At 61.8% G+C, this 15,114-nt stretch carries 15 protein-coding genes; 7 read left to right on the top strand and 8 right to left on the bottom strand.

The genetic code is table 11. The features are described 5' to 3' along the window. Window positions 1-212: 212 nt before the first annotated feature. Both PMI11_RS10620 and PMI11_RS10615 read right to left on the bottom strand, forming a co-directional pair. Entirely contained in the window at window positions 213-845 is a 633-nt protein-coding gene (locus PMI11_RS10620; protein WP_007816489.1) for a Vgb family protein, read from the bottom strand. A 32-nt stretch (window positions 846-877) separates the two neighbouring features. After that, window positions 878-2,098 (bottom strand): hypothetical protein, encoded by a 1,221-nt coding sequence (locus tag PMI11_RS10615; RefSeq protein ID WP_007816487.1) that lies wholly within the window; start codon window positions 2,096-2,098, stop codon window positions 878-880. Window positions 2,099-2,216: 118 nt separating this feature from the next. Here PMI11_RS10615 and PMI11_RS10610 point away from each other — a divergent pair, with 118 nt between their 5' ends. From PMI11_RS10610 to PMI11_RS10595, 4 genes are all read left to right on the top strand, one after another. Then, complete coding sequence (locus tag PMI11_RS10610; protein ID WP_007816485.1) at window positions 2,217-2,999, top strand: DUF899 domain-containing protein; 783 nt, start codon at window positions 2,217-2,219, stop codon at window positions 2,997-2,999. Next, the gene (locus tag PMI11_RS10605) at window positions 2,996-3,277 is read left to right on the top strand and encodes a hypothetical protein (protein WP_007816483.1); all 282 of its coding nucleotides are present in this window, start codon (window positions 2,996-2,998) and stop codon (window positions 3,275-3,277) included. Before PMI11_RS10610 ends, PMI11_RS10605 begins: the two co-directional genes overlap by 4 nt. A gap of 413 nt (window positions 3,278-3,690) precedes the next feature. Further along, window positions 3,691-4,941: an MFS transporter gene (locus PMI11_RS10600; RefSeq protein ID WP_007816482.1), complete on the top strand. Its 1,251-nt coding sequence runs from the start codon at window positions 3,691-3,693 to the stop codon at window positions 4,939-4,941. 198 nt (window positions 4,942-5,139) lie between these two features. Then, window positions 5,140-6,315 carry a GGDEF domain-containing protein gene (locus PMI11_RS10595; RefSeq protein WP_007816481.1) on the top strand — a complete coding sequence of 392 codons (1,176 nt, stop codon included), beginning with the start codon at window positions 5,140-5,142 and terminating at the stop codon, window positions 6,313-6,315. Between the two features lie 49 nt (window positions 6,316-6,364). On the opposite strand, the gene PMI11_RS10590 is transcribed toward PMI11_RS10595, so the two are convergent. Further along, window positions 6,365-7,438 (bottom strand): hypothetical protein, encoded by a 1,074-nt coding sequence (locus PMI11_RS10590; RefSeq protein ID WP_037071075.1) that lies wholly within the window; start codon window positions 7,436-7,438, stop codon window positions 6,365-6,367. Between the two features lie 361 nt (window positions 7,439-7,799). Here PMI11_RS10590 and PMI11_RS10585 point away from each other — a divergent pair, with 361 nt between their 5' ends. After that, on the top strand, window positions 7,800-9,329 hold the full coding sequence (locus PMI11_RS10585) for a DUF1800 domain-containing protein (RefSeq protein ID WP_007816471.1): 1,530 nt from the start codon (window positions 7,800-7,802) through the stop codon (window positions 9,327-9,329). Between the two features lie 9 nt (window positions 9,330-9,338). Then, window positions 9,339-10,511, top strand: a complete 1,173-nt coding sequence (locus PMI11_RS10580) for a DUF1501 domain-containing protein (protein ID WP_007816470.1) — start codon at window positions 9,339-9,341, stop codon at window positions 10,509-10,511. A 144-nt stretch (window positions 10,512-10,655) separates the two neighbouring features. On the opposite strand, the gene PMI11_RS10575 is transcribed toward PMI11_RS10580, so the two are convergent. The 3 genes from PMI11_RS10575 to PMI11_RS10565 are packed head-to-tail and all read right to left on the bottom strand — an operon-like array spanning window position 10,656 to window position 12,004. Beyond that, entirely contained in the window at window positions 10,656-11,012 is a 357-nt protein-coding gene (locus PMI11_RS10575) for a hypothetical protein (protein ID WP_007816468.1), read from the bottom strand. A 16-nt stretch (window positions 11,013-11,028) separates the two neighbouring features. Further along, window positions 11,029-11,613, bottom strand: coding sequence for a hypothetical protein (locus tag PMI11_RS10570; protein ID WP_007816466.1), 585 nt, complete (start codon window positions 11,611-11,613; stop codon window positions 11,029-11,031). A gap of 4 nt (window positions 11,614-11,617) precedes the next feature. Next, window positions 11,618-12,004 carry an acyl-CoA thioesterase gene (locus tag PMI11_RS10565; RefSeq protein ID WP_007816464.1) on the bottom strand — a complete coding sequence of 129 codons (387 nt, stop codon included), beginning with the start codon at window positions 12,002-12,004 and terminating at the stop codon, window positions 11,618-11,620. A 298-nt stretch (window positions 12,005-12,302) separates the two neighbouring features. Here PMI11_RS10565 and PMI11_RS10560 point away from each other — a divergent pair, with 298 nt between their 5' ends. Then, window positions 12,303-14,123: a methyl-accepting chemotaxis protein gene (locus PMI11_RS10560; protein WP_007816463.1), complete on the top strand. Its 1,821-nt coding sequence runs from the start codon at window positions 12,303-12,305 to the stop codon at window positions 14,121-14,123. A gap of 74 nt (window positions 14,124-14,197) precedes the next feature. Here the strand turns inward: PMI11_RS10560 and PMI11_RS10555 are convergent, their stop codons facing one another. Then, complete coding sequence (locus PMI11_RS10555; protein ID WP_007816462.1) at window positions 14,198-14,395, bottom strand: hypothetical protein; 198 nt, start codon at window positions 14,393-14,395, stop codon at window positions 14,198-14,200. A gap of 133 nt (window positions 14,396-14,528) precedes the next feature. Continuing rightward, the gene (locus PMI11_RS10550) at window positions 14,529-14,912 is read right to left on the bottom strand and encodes a nuclear transport factor 2 family protein (RefSeq protein WP_007816461.1); all 384 of its coding nucleotides are present in this window, start codon (window positions 14,910-14,912) and stop codon (window positions 14,529-14,531) included. Window positions 14,913-15,114: the final 202 nt, after the last annotated feature.

The following is a 15,114-nucleotide window of genomic DNA, read 5'->3' as shown; positions in this document are numbered from 1 at the left end:
GGGAGCCTGCGGCACGCTCCGCAACGAGATGAAACGCTTCGATGGGGAGCGAGGCATTGCAGCGACACCCCTTCTACCCAGCGGGGAGAAGGTGGCCCGAAGGGCCGGATGAGGGGCTCCGGACTCAACCTCGTTTGATTTGACGAGGGGAGACGAGCGGATCGGCAGCCCCGAAATTGTACTGCACGACGCACATCCCAGCCGGCTCACCCCTATCGCGGCCGGCGGACCACGCGTACCTTGCCGCTGCCGCCGCCACCGGCATAGAACAGGTCGGCGCCATCGGCTTCGAGCCCGGAAACGCCGGTACCCTCGGGCATATCGAGCCGTTCCAGTACCTCGCCGGTGTCAGGGTCGATCCGCCTGATGTCGCTTTTGTCGTCCTGCCAGGTGGCGTGCCAGAGTTCTCCATCCACCCAGGTCACGCCCGTCACATGGCGCTTGGATTCGATCGTGCGCAGGATCGTACCCGTCTCGGGGTCGATCTGGTGAATGCAGTTTTCGCGGTACTGACCGACCCAGAGGCTGCCTTCGCACCAGGCCATGCCGGAATCGGCACCCTTGCCGGGGGCGGGTATGGTGGCGACCACGGTGCCGGTTTCGGGGTCGATCTTTCGGATCTTGTCCTCGGCGATCTGGAAGATGTGACGCCCGTCGAAAGCTGTACCGGCATGGGCGGCGACATCGATGGTCTTGAGCTCGGCCCCGGTTTCGGGGTCCAAAGCCCGCAGGTTTTCGCCGGCGGCGAACCAGACCCGGCGGCCATCATAGGTGACGCCGCCGATATTGCGTGTGCCCTCGAAGGGGCCGTATTCCCTGACGATTTCTGCCTGTGATGTCTTCATGGTGCTCCATCCTCTCTCACACACCAATGATGTTATTCGCTCGGTAGCGGACCCGGGAGTAACAATGTTGTCGGGAAGCCGACGACTGGCGGCATCATCCAGCGGCGCGCTCTCCCGTTGCCGAAAAACTGCACCTTGCCAGCCGCCTCCAGCGCGTCGAGCGCCCGTTGCACCGTACGCGGGCTCAGGCTCAGGGCAATTGCGAGCGCCGTGCTGGACCAGGATTCGCCATCGGCAAGAAGTGCCAGCAGGAAGGCGTGCTCCTCCTCGACCGGCGGGGCGAGCACCACGACGGCGCGCCCATCATGCGGCATCAGCGCAAAGCCGTGGGTCGTCGCCTTGACCTCCGCAAGATTGGCAAGTGCGGCGCGCAGCCGGCCGATTTCGACGCGCAGCCGCGCCCGGTGGGATTCATCGGCGTGACGGGCGCGGAAGGCGCGGGCAAGCAGAACCGAGCGCAAGACATCCGATGGGGCTGCCTCGGCGAGCGTGCGGGCGAGGGCAAACAGCACCGGGCGGCTTGCAAGCGGCACGATCTCGCTGCCCGCGCGCACCACGTTGCGGCAGGCATCGATGACGAGCGTATCGGAAGCAAGCAGCGCCTCGACCTCCTGAAGCTGCAGCAGCCGTTCCGTGCCGCCGTCGATCAGCCGGGCGGCGGGCGCTTCCAAAACCTTTGCCGCATCGCGCACCTCGACGGCAAGTGCCGGGATATCGGCTTTCCGCGCCGCCTCGGCCGCACGGGCCAGCGCGAGGCGTGCCGGCTCCGTGCGCAGCCGGCGGATTGCGACACCGGCGACGGCAAGTTCATGGCCGGCGCGGGCGGCGGGCGGCAGCGGCGAGGGGTCGAGATCGGCGAGCAGCTTTTCGGCGGCATCGAGATGGCCGATCAGGAGCAGGCGGCGGATCTGCAGATTGCGGGCATGGGCGGCGTTGACGCGGTCGCCGCGCCTTTCGAGTGCCAGGCGCGCGCCTTCCAGCGCCTTTTCCGGCCAGGTGAGATCGCGCGAGACGAGGGCAATTTCGGCCTCCGCCACAATGCACCGGGCGCGGGCCACGGCCTCGCGCGGGCCGAAGGCGTGAGCAGCGCTCTTCAGCAGTGCCTTGGCGCGGGCGAGATCGCCGAGCTGGGCCATGGCGATGCCGCGCAGCGCAAGCGCCGGCGGGTCGTCGCGCAGCGCCACGCGCTTCATTGCGCCGAGCGCATCGCCCACGGCCAGCGCCTGTGCGGCAGCTGTTATCAGCGAGTCCATCGGAATCCCGTCACACTTGTAACTCCCACCCCTCGGTCATTCAGACCTAGTTTATTCCCCATCGGCAGGCAACGGCCCGCCGGCCTAGACGTTTCAATGGAAAATGAGGAGAAGACCAATGATGATGCACAAGACCGGAACACGGGCGGAATGGCTGCAGGCGCGGCTGGCCCTGCTCGACGAGGAAAAGGCACTGACACGCCGCAGCGATGAGATCGCGGCCAAGCGCCGGGACCTGCCCTGGGTGAAGATCGAGAAGGAATACAAGCTGGAGACGGAAGCCGGCATCGTGCCGCTGTCCGCACTCTTCAAGGGCCGCTCGCAGCTGCTCGTCTACCATTTCATGTTCGGCCCTGACTATACGGCGGGCTGCCCCTCCTGCTCGTCGATCGCTGACGGTTTCAACGGCGTCGTGGTGCATCTGGAAAACCACGATGTCGCCTTCAGCGCCGTTTCCCGCGCGCCGCTTGCCAAGCTTCTGGAGTTCAAGCGCCGCATGGGCTGGACCTTCGACTGGGCCTCATCCGATGGCAGCGATTTCAACCGCGACTTCAATGTCTGGTTCACGCCGGAGGAACAGCAGAGCGGCGGTATCGATTACAACTACCGCCGCGAACCGCCGGTCCCGGTAGTGCTGCAGCAGACGCCGAGCAGCGGCGAAAGCCCGGCGGACCTGATCGCCTCCATGACTGGTACCGATTTCATCACCTTCGTCCGTGAACGGCCGGGGCTCAGCGCCTTCGTGATGAAGGACGGCGGTATCTACCACACCTATTCCTCCTATTCCCGTGGGCTTGATGGCGTGTGGGGCATGTACCAGTGGCTCGACCGCGCACCGCTGGGGCGTAACGAGGAAGGTGTCTGGTGGCGCCACCACGACCGTTACGGGGCAGGGCAATGAGCACGCCTTGGAAGATGGGGGCCGGCAATAGCGCCGGCCCGCTTCTGCCTGGTATCGCGCGCGGGCTATCGCTTGCGGCGGCACCCACCTTTGCCGTTATGGCTGCGCTCTCGGCAAGCGATCCGGCGGCGGACATGATCTGCTCGATGGGCGGGATGCCGATGCATGGCGCATCGGCCTTCAGCGGCATGGCGGCCATGTATGGGCTGATGAGCCTGTTCCATGTCGGGCCGTGGCTGAGGCTGATGGGCGGCGAGGGAGGCTTTCGCCGCTCATGAGGTGACACGGATTTGGGCTCCTGCGTCCGCTGCTGAAGACGCGAGGCCTGCCGCGTGGCACCCCCCTCTGGCCTGCCGGCCATCTCCTCCACAAGGGTGGAGATCGACAAGCGGCGCGACCTTCGCGCATCACTAATGTCGTGCAATTTGCGACGTTGATTGCTTGGGGAAGCCCGCACTCCCAGCCGATCTCCACCCTTGTGGGGGGAGATGGCCGGCAGGCCAGAGGGGGTATCCTACGCGCCAACGCTCAAAGCCACGCATCCGCCAATCGCGCCGATGTGATGGAACCCAGTCAGCAACCCTGACGTTTCCGCACCGCTGTCTCCCGGCAGCATGCCCACCCTGACACCCCTTCCGACGGCATCCGGAATTGCCCCGCCTCGCCGCCGCTTTCGGACGGAGAAACACATATGTCCGCATTGGCAAGTCTGCGCGCGCTCACGCCGCAGCAGCGCAACACCGTGATCGCCAGCTATCTCGGCTGGACGCTCGACGCCTTCGATTTCTTCATTCTCGTCTTCGTTCTCAAATATATCGCCGAGGAATTTCATACCGACGTTCCCACGGTGTCCGTGGCGATCTTCCTGACACTTGCCATGCGGGCGCTTGGCGCCCTGATCTTCGGGCTTGCGGCAGACCGTTACGGGCGGCGTATCACGCTGATGGTGGATGTGCTGCTCTATTCACTCTTCGACTTCCTCACCGGTTTTTCGACCGGGCTCACCATGTTCCTGGTGCTGCGCGCGCTCTACGGCATCGCCATGGGCGGGGAGTGGGGTGTCGGCGCCTCGCTCGTCATGGAGACAGTGCCGGAGGAAAGCCGCGGCATCGTCTCGGGCATCCTGCAGGCGGGTTATCCCTCCGGCTATCTGATCGCCTCGCTGCTGTTCTTCCTGCTCTTTCCTGTTATCGGGTGGCGCGGCATGTTCTTCGTCGGCGTGGCTCCGGCGCTGCTCGTGCTCTATATCCGCCGCAATGTTCAGGAGAGCCCGGCCTTCCTGAAACGCCAACAGCAGGGGCGTCGTCCGTTCCTCACGGTGCTGCGCGAAAACATTCCGCTCTTCATCTGGGCGGTGCTCCTGATGACCGCTTTCAACTTCTTCAGCCACGGCACGCAGGATATCTACCCGACCTTCCTCGAAAGCCAGCGTAACTATTCGAGCTATACGGTCGGCGCGATCGCCATCGTCTATAATATCGGTGCGATCGTCGGCGGCCTGTTCTTCGGGGCGCTGTCGCAGCGCATCGGCCGCAAGCGGGCGATCGTCATCGCCGCACTGATCGCCGTGCCCGTGGCGCCGCTCTGGGCCTACGCCCCCGGACCGGTGCTGCTCGCGATCGGCGCCTTCCTGATGCAGTTTTTCGTGCAGGGCGCCTGGGGCATCGTGCCGGTGCATCTCAACGAGCTTTCTCCCGACGAAGTGCGCGGCACATTCCCCGGCTTCGCCTACCAGCTCGGCAATCTGCTGGCCTCAGGCAATGCGACGATGCAGGCCGACCTCGCCGCCCATTGGAACGGCGACTATGCCTATGCGTTGGTCATAGTGGCCGTGATCGTCGCTGTCGTTGTGGCAGTGCTTACGGGCCTCGGTTACGAGAAGAAGGATGTGCGCTTCGGCACGGAGGAGGCCGAGGAGCCGCGTGGCGCGATGCGAATATAGCGCTGCCTGCGGCCATGAAGGCCGGCGGCGAAAGCTGCCGGCCTTTCCTAGTGGGTCTCCACTTTGCAGGCTCTCCGGCCGCCGCGTATGCCTAGTTCTGGTGCGAATTTCTGATGGCGGCTGGTTTTTCCTTTTTTAAGACCATTGTCCTAGCGTGTCCGAGCGCCGGTTCTGTATTGCGTCCCGCCGCGAGGATTCATGGATAGTAATTTCGCCTTTCTGCTGCCGGTCATGATGCTGATTTTCGGCTGCACCTTCCTGATCGTCGCCCGGTTCGGGTCGCGGGAAGCGAAGCTTTGGGGGCCGGGTTATCTTTTTGCTGCGGCAGCCTTCTCCGTTCCGCTTTTCGACAGCCTGCTCGAAGAGCGCACCGCCTCCGCCATTGCCGATGCGTTGTTCCTTCTCGCGTTCGTTTTCTATTCCGGCGCCATACTCGCCCGTTTCAAACGGCCTTCCTATTTCCGGCTGCGTCTTGCCTTTGCCGGGGTGATGTATGCGGGCATGCTCTATGCGGCGCTGGTCGCCGCCAGCATTCCGGCAGAGTTCCTGCTGAATGATCTTGCCTGCGTGGCGTTGCTCGGCTTTGCCGTCGCCATCAGTGTGCCGCACATGCGCCATGCGGCCGACAAGCTGCTGCTTGCCGTTTCCGGTCTCGTCATTGCCGATATCGTCATCCGCAATGTGGTCTTCGTCTTCATCGTGCCGTCCTATGGCGGCCACGAGGATTTCATCTCGTCGCAATATGCCTTCAGCATGCAGGCGGCGGCTTCCATCCTGGCGCTGATGTTTGCGCTGTCGGCCCTTGCGGCAACGACGCTCGATACGATCGCAGCGCATCGCGATGCCGCAGAGCGCGATCCGATGACCGGCATGCTGAACCGGCGCGGCTTTGACCGCATGGTCGGGGAGCGCGGCCGGGCGGAAGGCGCCGTCATCATCTGCGACATCGACAATTTCAAATGGGTGAACGACACGTTTGGCCACGGACCCGGCGACGAGGTAATCCGCGCCTTTGCCGAGATGCTGCAGGCGCGGTTGCCGGAGGGCGGCTTTGCGGCGCGGTTCGGCGGCGAGGAATTCGTGATCTTCCTGCCGGCGTCGCCGCTGGCTTCGGGTGCCGATTTCGCCAACCGGGTGCGGCTTGCCTTTGCGGCTGTCGACCGCAAGCCGATCGGCTTCGACGGCAAGATCACCGCAAGCTTCGGTGTCGCCGGCGCCAATCCGGCGGATCATTCCCTCTATGAGCAGATCGCCCGGGCCGACAAGGCGCTCTATGCGGCCAAGGAGGCCGGGCGCAACAAGGTGATGGTAGAGGGTGAGCCGCCAAGCGACATGTCCAGCCCGCGCGTGGTCTCGGTCGCGCGCGGCTGCTGAGCGATCGGCCCTGCTTCTGTCGTTCAGGCGAGCAATTCGGCCTGAAAGCCTATTTTTTGCTGCAGACCTCGGCCGCGGCCTTGAGCGATGCTTCATCCATGAGCGTGTCATCACCGCTGACAGGAGCGCCTCCGTTCGCCACGGTGACGAGCTCGCGCAGATGCTCATCCGGCGAATTCGGAAAGCGCTTCTTGTTTCGTGCAAGGATGTCGGCAAAGTCGGTCGTCAGATAATGCTTGTCGCTTTCACCCAGCGGCAGCGAATGAAGGTCGATCTTGCCGAGAACGGTATTCAGGCGGCGCAAGGCATCCTGCTGACGCGTCTGCTGGGGAATGTAGCCATAGCAGTTCGTCGTGAACATATAGCGGATCAGATCAGACGCTGAGACGGGACCGTCAAGCGCAAACACCGGAACTATCTTGGCCGCGCAGAGACGTCCGCATGGAATTCCTTCTTCCCGGTTGACGACTTTCCTGAACCCTTCCGTGCCCCCGAATACATTTTCCAGATCCAGTTCGTAGAGCTTGAAAAATCTCTCGGCCGGGACAGCTCCCGGATTTCGCGTTTGGATGACAGTCCACCACGGCGCGATTTTCTTCTCGAAACTGCGCATCTCCGCGATGTAGGAATTTTCGACGTACAGTCTTCCGCACTTGCTCTGCAGGGCCGCTTCGATAGCAGGCCGCATCTCGTAAAAGCGATCCCATTTCTTCTTGTCATCCTTCAGGACGTAGGTGGAGAAATGAGCGTTCTTTTGAAGGAATATGAAATCCGCGTCGGAGATGCCTGGTGAGACATGCTCTTGACGTGAGCAGGCAATGATCTTGTTCAACGTCGCCAGGCTTTCCTCTGCCCGCGTCGCAAGGTCGAATTGCGAAAGGCCAAAGCTGAATCCATTCTCATGGCTGTCCATCTTGGCGTCTGTAAACTGCAGGGAGCCACAGCCGCCCGTGAGCTCGTTGACCATCAGTATATCGTGAAAGTCCCGCTGCAGGTCGTTATCGAGCCGGCTTCGGGCATGATCAGCCAATTGTTTTTCGAGGCCGCATTTTTGTGTGTTGATATCGAAAGACGGAGTTTGTGCGGCCGCAAATGGCGCGCTGAGAATAAGGATTGCCGTCAAAATCCAAGTAAATCGCATTTCATCCCCCCAAGAATATCCCCCGTGTTTCATAGCATCGGTTGTTGCAGATATGTTAGACTATCTTTGGTGGAAAAAAACGAGATCAGCCATGACGAAAGGTCTTTCGTTTCTCGATAGATCGGGAGTCATCACGCCTCGGCCGGGTCAATTCGACGGCGCAGTTGAAGACGATGCAGGAAGTCACTACGCTCTTGGCGAATCCTTCATTTTCCAAGGCTGACATCAACGATTTCAATAGATTACAAATCGTCCATGTCGGAAAATCGCCGCATTTTCTACACCTTGCCGTCGCAATTGGCTGAGACCTTGTCACCATCAGGTGATGAGGAGGTGAGCGGTCATGAGCCTGTCTTTTCCGACGATGGCGGCAATCCGGTTCGGCTACGGGCTGCGGCCGGGCGAGGCGCCGCCGCAGACCAAGGATGATCTGATCGGGCAGGTGATGCGCGGCACGAATGGCGTGCCGGGCTTTCCCGTCGGCGGTATCGAGGCGCGGCATACTGCGATCCTCGACCTGCAGGACCGCCTGAAACAGATCCGGCAGGCCGATGGCGACGATCTCGCCCGGCGGCAGCAGCGGCGGCTTCTCCAGCGCCGGGCGCAGGTGCTCTTCCAGATGGATGCCAATGCGCGGCTGATGCAGGCGGTGCTTTCGCCCGATGGATTCAACGAGCGGCTGGCCGCTTTCTGGACTAATCATTTCTCCACGAGTGCTGCTAAAAGCCTGCCGATGCGGCTGATTGTGCCGCTCTACGAGGCCGAGGCGATCCGGCCTTACATGGGAGCCAAGTTTGCGACGCTGCTGCGCAGCGCCACCGAGCATCCCTCCATGCTGATCTATCTCGATCAGGCGCAGTCGCTGGGGCCGGATTCCAAGGGCGGCATGCAACGCAACAAGGGGCTGAACGAAAATCTCGGCCGCGAGCTTCTGGAATTGCACACGCTCGGCGCCGGCAGCGGTTATACGCAGGCCGACGTGCGCTCGGCGGCGATGGTGCTGACCGGGTTGACCGTCGACCAGCAGGCGATGGAAACGGCCTTTCGTCCGCAGATCTCGGAGCCAGGCGCACATGAGGTGCTCGGCGTCAGCTATGGCGGGGCCAAGCGCACGCGCAAGGATTATCTTGCGATGCTTGATGATCTCGCGGTCAATCCAAAGACGGCCGAGCATATCAGCCGCAAGCTTGCGGTGCATTTCATCTCGGACCAGCCGCCGCAGGAGATGATCCAGGCGATGAGCGAGGCGTGGAAGAAGACGGATGGGGAACTGCCCGCCGTCTACCGCGCGATGCTCGACCATCCGGCCGCGTGGGCGGACGAGGGCGCCAAGGCGCGCCAGCCTTTCGATTTTATCGTCACAGGCTTGCGGGCGCTGAACAGCGGCGCGGGTGCCGGCAATGTCGCGGCCTTCATGCAAGCCTATCAGCGGGACGATGCCGACAATGACGAGATGATGGCTATGCCGAAAAAGGATGCAGCGCCCGCTGCCGACGGGCAGGCGATGATGCAGGCACCGCCGAGCCCTGAAGACGAGGCGCGGATCAAGCGGCGCAAGGCGTTCCAGATGGCACGCGCGCTCGGGCAGGGCGCTCTTCGCCGCATGGGCCAGCCGACATGGCTGCCACCGAGCCCGGCCGGTTTCGAGGAGAGTTTTTCTGCCTGGATTACCGCAAGCCAGCTTTCGGAGCGGCTGTCCTGGGCGCGGCGCGCCAGCGCCCAGTTCGGCAAGGATGTCGATCCGCGTGAATTTCTGAAGGCGACGCTTGCGGACGCTGCCCGCGACGAGACGATCCGTGTCGTTTCCCAGGCGCCGAACAGGGTGAGCGGGCTGACGCTGGTGCTCGCTTCGCCCGAATTTAACCGCCGATAGGAGCCCGTCATGACAGAGTTTATGCTTTCACGCCGTGGTTTGCTCACTTCCGCCTGCTGTCTCGCTGCGGCCCCGATCTTCACGCCGGTCACCTTTGCGGCCATGCCGGGCGACAAGCGTTTCGTGACGATCGTGCTGCGCGGGGCGATGGACGGGCTCGATCTGGTGCAGCCCTATGGCGACGCCGGTTTTGCGGCCTTGCGCCCCACGCTGTCACTGACGCCGGACAAGGGGCTTATCGATCTCGACGGGCATTTCGGGCTCAATCCGGCGGCGGCTGATCTCATGCCGCTATGGAAGGCGAGGGAGCTTGCTTTCGTTCATGCGGTCTCCACACCCTATCGCGACCAGCGCAGCCATTTCGATGGGCAGGACATGCTGGAATCCGGTGGTGAGCATGTGGCCGAGGAGAAGACCGGCTGGTTGAACCGGGCGCTTGCCGTCATCCCGCGCTCGGATGCGAGGAAGGCGATCGACGTCAACACATCCACCGAGCTGATCCTGACCGGGCCGAACAATGTCGATGTCTGGGCGTCGGACTCCAATCTCGGGCCGGCCAAGGACGAGATGCAGTTCCTGATGCGGCTCTATGCCGGCGATCCGGCTTTCGCGAAAGCAATGGACGAGGCGATGCGGGCAAACAGCGCCTCCATGATGGCCGAACCCTCCGGCCAGCGCGGCGAGAAGATCACAGACGTGGCGGTCCTTGCCGGCAATATGCTGAAGGGCGATTACCGCATCGCCAGCTTCTCGATTACCGGCTGGGATACGCATGTCGGCCAGCTTGGCCAGTTCAAGCGGCCGGTGCAGGATCTGGCGCAGGCGATCACGACGCTGAAAGCCACGATGGGCGCCGATCTCTGGTCGAAGACGGTGGTGCTCGCCATGACGGAATTCGGCCGCACAGTGCGTGAAAACGGCTCCGGTGGCACGGATCACGGCACGGGCGGCTGTGCGGTGCTGGCGGGCGGGGCGATCGATGGCGGGCGGATTCTCGGCAGATGGCCGGGGCTTGCCGATGGTGCGCTGCTCGATGACCGCGACCTGATGCCGACGGCGGATGTGCGGGAGCTTGCTGCGGCGATGCTCTACCGGCAATTCGATGTGTCGGCGGAGGATCTGACGGAGAAGATTTTTCCGGGGCTGAGCTTCGACAAGGGCTCGCAGTTTTTGCGGGGGTGAGGAGGCCGCTCGCCCGACAAAGTCCCGGGCAACGCTCTCGATATTCCGTTCGGTCGTGGGCAACAGCGATGCCCTTCTCGTGCTTGTCGATAGCAGAGCGGCGGCCAATTCGCGCGTCAAAGGCAATCATTGCGAAGCCGTACACTAACCGAGATCGAAGAGGTCACCGATAGGCGTCCCGTCACCCTTTTTCACAATATGCCAACTCAACCATGTTGGTTCGTCGATCGCGCTGCGGCTTCTTAAAGTATCAAATAAGTTTTGGGCCAGTCGCTTCGGTTCGGAAACAAATTTGACATTGGTTACAACGCAGTCGAGTCGTTGGTGGGGGAAGAAGCCTTCGGCTGGGACTCTTGCTTTCGTGATGAAGAAAAGCGCGACTTCATTGTTTATGGAACCGCCCGATTTGTTCCTTTTGATGTGGAAAATTTTGCCAGAACTGAAGTCCTGATTTGCGGACCATTCGATATAAAAATCCGGCGACAGGTCGAGGTCGTTCATCTGAAATTTCCAATCCTCAAATGAAATCATACAGCCGGAAGATCCATGTGATCTGGTAGATGAGGCCAGCGCTGACGAACACCGCATGAAACCGCCGGTTCGCCGTCCAGGCCGCAACAATACACAGCACGATATAGACGGCATTCCGCGCCGGATATTCCCACCCGAGTGCCACCAGATACGCCTTGCCCTTCAACAGCGTATCCAAAAAATCCACCACATAGGTCACGGCCAGCATGCCGAAAAACCATCTGCGCCGCGAGATGAAATATTCCTCGTAGCCGCCGTAATCCTCGATCGTCGTCGGGAAGATCAGCACGCAGAGGAAGAAGAAGAGGCAGCAGAAACTGATGAGGAAAAGGTAGACGCCGAAGGAGATGACGGCGAGCGACTGAAGGCGATATTCCCACCACCAGAAATGGATGATGAACAGGAACATCGAGGCGACCCAGCCGAGATGCACCCAGTAGACCCTGAATTTGCCAGGCGACTGCACGATGCCGCCGAGGCCGGTCAGCAGGCGGGCAAGCGAGAGGCCGATCACCATCGACATCACAGTGCGGATGTAGACGTAGACTTCCGGTGTCGCGGCCGCCTGCATCATCTCACTCCTGCGGGACGACCTTGGGTTTGCCGTCTTCGTCGAGCGCCACCATGATGAAGGTGCCGGCGGTGACCTTTTCCTGCTGATTGTAGCGCGAGCGGTGCGCCCAGGCTTCCACGCGCAGCGTGATCGAGGTGCGCCCGACCCGCTCCACCTCGGTATAGATGGATAGCGTATCGCCGATCTTGACCGGCAGTTCGAAGGCCATTTCTTTCACCGCCGCGGTGACGACGCGGCCCCTGGCGCGCTCGGCGGCGCGGATGCCGCTTGCAAGGTCCATCTGTGCCATGACCCAGCCGCCGAAGATATCGCCAGCCGGATTGGCGTCCCCGGGCATGGCGAGCGTACGTAGCGTCAGTTCGCCTGTCGGCTTGGCGGCATCGGTCATCAAGGGCTCTCCGTTTGGCCGGTGATTCATCTGGAATCACCCTAATGCAAAGGCCAGCCGGTGGGAAAGAGCGCAAAAACACCGGTTTGCGCGGCGCCTGTAAAAAATATCCGGTAGCTGCAGAAGAATCTCAACCGTTAAAATTCGGTTCGAATTCAAATGCTTGATCTTGCAGCGGGGCTGCGCCCGATTGCCTCACGTAGCGTTATTTAATCACATTCTAATCAAGTTTTACCGTCCGGTAAGCGGCTCACATCAGTATCTGATGATTGTCACACATGAGAGCTGCCGGAACCCCATGCGCAACATCAGGATTTCAACCCGCCTCTACAGCATCGTCGCCTTCGCGCTTGCCGTGCTTGCCGCAACGATGATCTTCTTCCTCAACTATTCCTATCGGGAGCTGGAAGCCGAGCGTAAAGCCGGGCTGGCGCAGATGGATGCGACCGCGCTCGCCATCTTCGACAAGTATTACAAGCTGGAGCAGGCGGGCACGATGACCCGCGAGCAGGCACAGACGGCAGCCAAGGAAGTGATCTCTTCCATGCGCTATGGCGGCGGCACCGGCTATTTCTGGATCAATGACATGCATCCTGTCATGGTGATGCATCCGGTCAAGCCTGAGCTCAACGGCACGGACCTGACGCAGAACAAGGACCCGAACGGCAAGTTCCTGTTCGTCGAATTCGTCAATACGGTGAAGGCGAGCGGGCAGGGTTTCGTCGACTACTACTGGCCGAAGCCCGGCGCCGACCAGCCGGTGCTGAAATATTCGCATGTGGCGGGCTTTCAGCCCTGGGGCTGGATCGTCGGCACCGGCGTCTATTCGGATGATCTTGCAGCGCTCTATCGCCAGAACGCGATCTGGACGGCTGCGGTCGGTCTCATCGGCGCGCTCATTACCCTTGCCATCGCCTATGCGATCGTGCGCAGCGTGACGGCGCCGGTTGTGCGCCTTAAGGCGGCGATGAATGCGATTGCCGATGAGAATGCGAGCGTCGATATCACGGATGCCGACCGGCGCGACGAGATCGGCCAGATGGCGAAATCGCTGATCGTGCTGCGTGACTCCGTTGCCGAGCGGGCCGAACTGCGCGTTCGCGAAGACGAGCGCCAGCGGGAGATCGAAAGCGAACGGCGCGGCAACGAGGCGAGCTTGCGCTCGTCCTCAGAACGCCAGACGGCGGCGATGCACGCGCTCGGCGCCGGCCTGGAGCGGCTTGCGGCCGGCGACCTGACGGTTGCGATCGACGATCTCGGCCAGGATTATGCGAAGCTCCGCTCCGACTTCAACGCGGCGGTCGATGCGCTCAACGGCGTTATCCATGCGATCGCGGAATCCAGCCATATCGTCAATGACAGCGCCCGGGACATCAGCGATGCGACCGGCAATCTTTCCAAGCGCACCGAGCAGCAGGCGGCAGCGCTCGAGGAGACGGCCGCGGCTCTCGACGAGATCACCGCGACGGTCCGCACCGCCTCCGAACGCGCCAACGAGGCGCGCACCATGGTGGCGGAAACGAAGACGAGTGCCGGAAAATCCGGCGAGATCGTCCGCAACGCGGTCTCGGCCATGAGCCGCATCGAGGATAGTTCGAGCCGCATCAACCAGATCATCGGCGTCATCGACGAGATTGCCTTCCAGACGAACCTCTTGGCGCTCAACGCTGGCGTGGAAGCAGCGCGTGCAGGCGAAGCCGGCCGCGGTTTCGCGGTCGTGGCGCAGGAAGTACGCGAGCTCGCCCAACGCTCGGCCAATGCGGCCAAGGAGATCAAGACGCTGATTTCGAGCTCGGCAGCCGAAGTCGAAGGCGGCGTGGCGCTGGTGCGCTCCACCGGCGATGCGCTGGTCGAGATCGAAGCGCTGGTCAACCGCGTCAATGCCCATGTCGACTCCATCGCGACTGCCGCCCGCGAACAGGCAACCGGGCTGCATGAGATCAATACCTCCGTCAACCACATGGACCAGATGACCCAGCAGAATGCCGCTATGGTCGAAGAGACCACGGCGGCGAGCCAGACGCTGGCGGAGGAAAGCCAGCAGCTGCGGACGTTGTTGTCGAAATTCCGCCTGCGCGACCAGACGGGGCAGGGTGCGCGATACGGCCGGGCTGCTTGACAGGCTGGTGACGATCTGACGAGAAGGGCCGTGGCATTGCTGGCGCGGCCCTTTGTTTTTCCTCCGACAGCAGATCAGGCTTGCTCAAAGCCCGGTGTCGTCATCCGCTCGAGCTCTTCGTCATTCTTGCCGGACATGATCCCGACGGGCGAAGCGGCGATGACATCAGAGGCATAGAGGGATGCGACCTCATCCATATCGGCTTTGGCTGCGAGAGCCTGCCGGAAAAAGCGTTCATAGCGTTCGAATAGTTTGCTTATCGCTGCTTCCATCGGCGGCTTTCCTGAGTATGGACCGGGCTCATGGTACGATAGTTATGGTTCTAGCCGAGGATGCCAACAGGTCCGAAAACAACGACCAGCATTTGCCGGATCGCCAGAACTCAATCGGCAATCAGTTGCGACACTATAGACGGGTCGGAGTGCCCTGGTGGAAGAGCATCTGCCATCGCCGTCCATCGTGTTTCCAGATGGAGCTGCGCAGCACATGCCGCTCCGATCCATCCGCTTGTCGGCGCCAGGTGCGGTAGGTCAGCAGGGCAGCGTCGGCCGAAATCGGCGTCAAGGCATAGTCGCCGGAATGCAGTTCGCTGTTGTCGGTGCTGTCGTCTTCCTGCAGCAGAAGCCCGATCACAACGTCGCGGCGATAAACCGTTCCCGATGCACCGAATTCGCCAAATCCATCCGCCAGCAGGTCTTCCAGAGCTTCGCGGGAGCGACGTATCTCCGGCCGATGCAGGGCTTCTTCAAGCGCGCGGAGGTCTTCTATGCGGATTTCGGGTAGGGTCATAGGGTCTGTGCCTCTCGAAGTTTGCCGGAAAGCTAGAGCAGGCCGGCTCATGGCAACAGCTCTTTGTGCTGGGATACGTTTTAATACCGCGGTGTGGAGATACCTCTCTAACGAGTGCGAACGCTCGCGATCAGCCAATCTCCACACGTAAAGCTTTCATTCACCGTTTTTAATTAAATTTGAATCGAGGTTTTCCGATCAC

This window comes from Rhizobium sp. CF142 (genome assembly GCF_000281145.1).
Taxonomy (GTDB): Bacteria; Pseudomonadota; Alphaproteobacteria; order Rhizobiales; family Rhizobiaceae; genus Rhizobium.
Note: the sequence above shows the minus strand (reverse complement) of the source record. Positions and strands in the feature narration are given on the sequence as shown.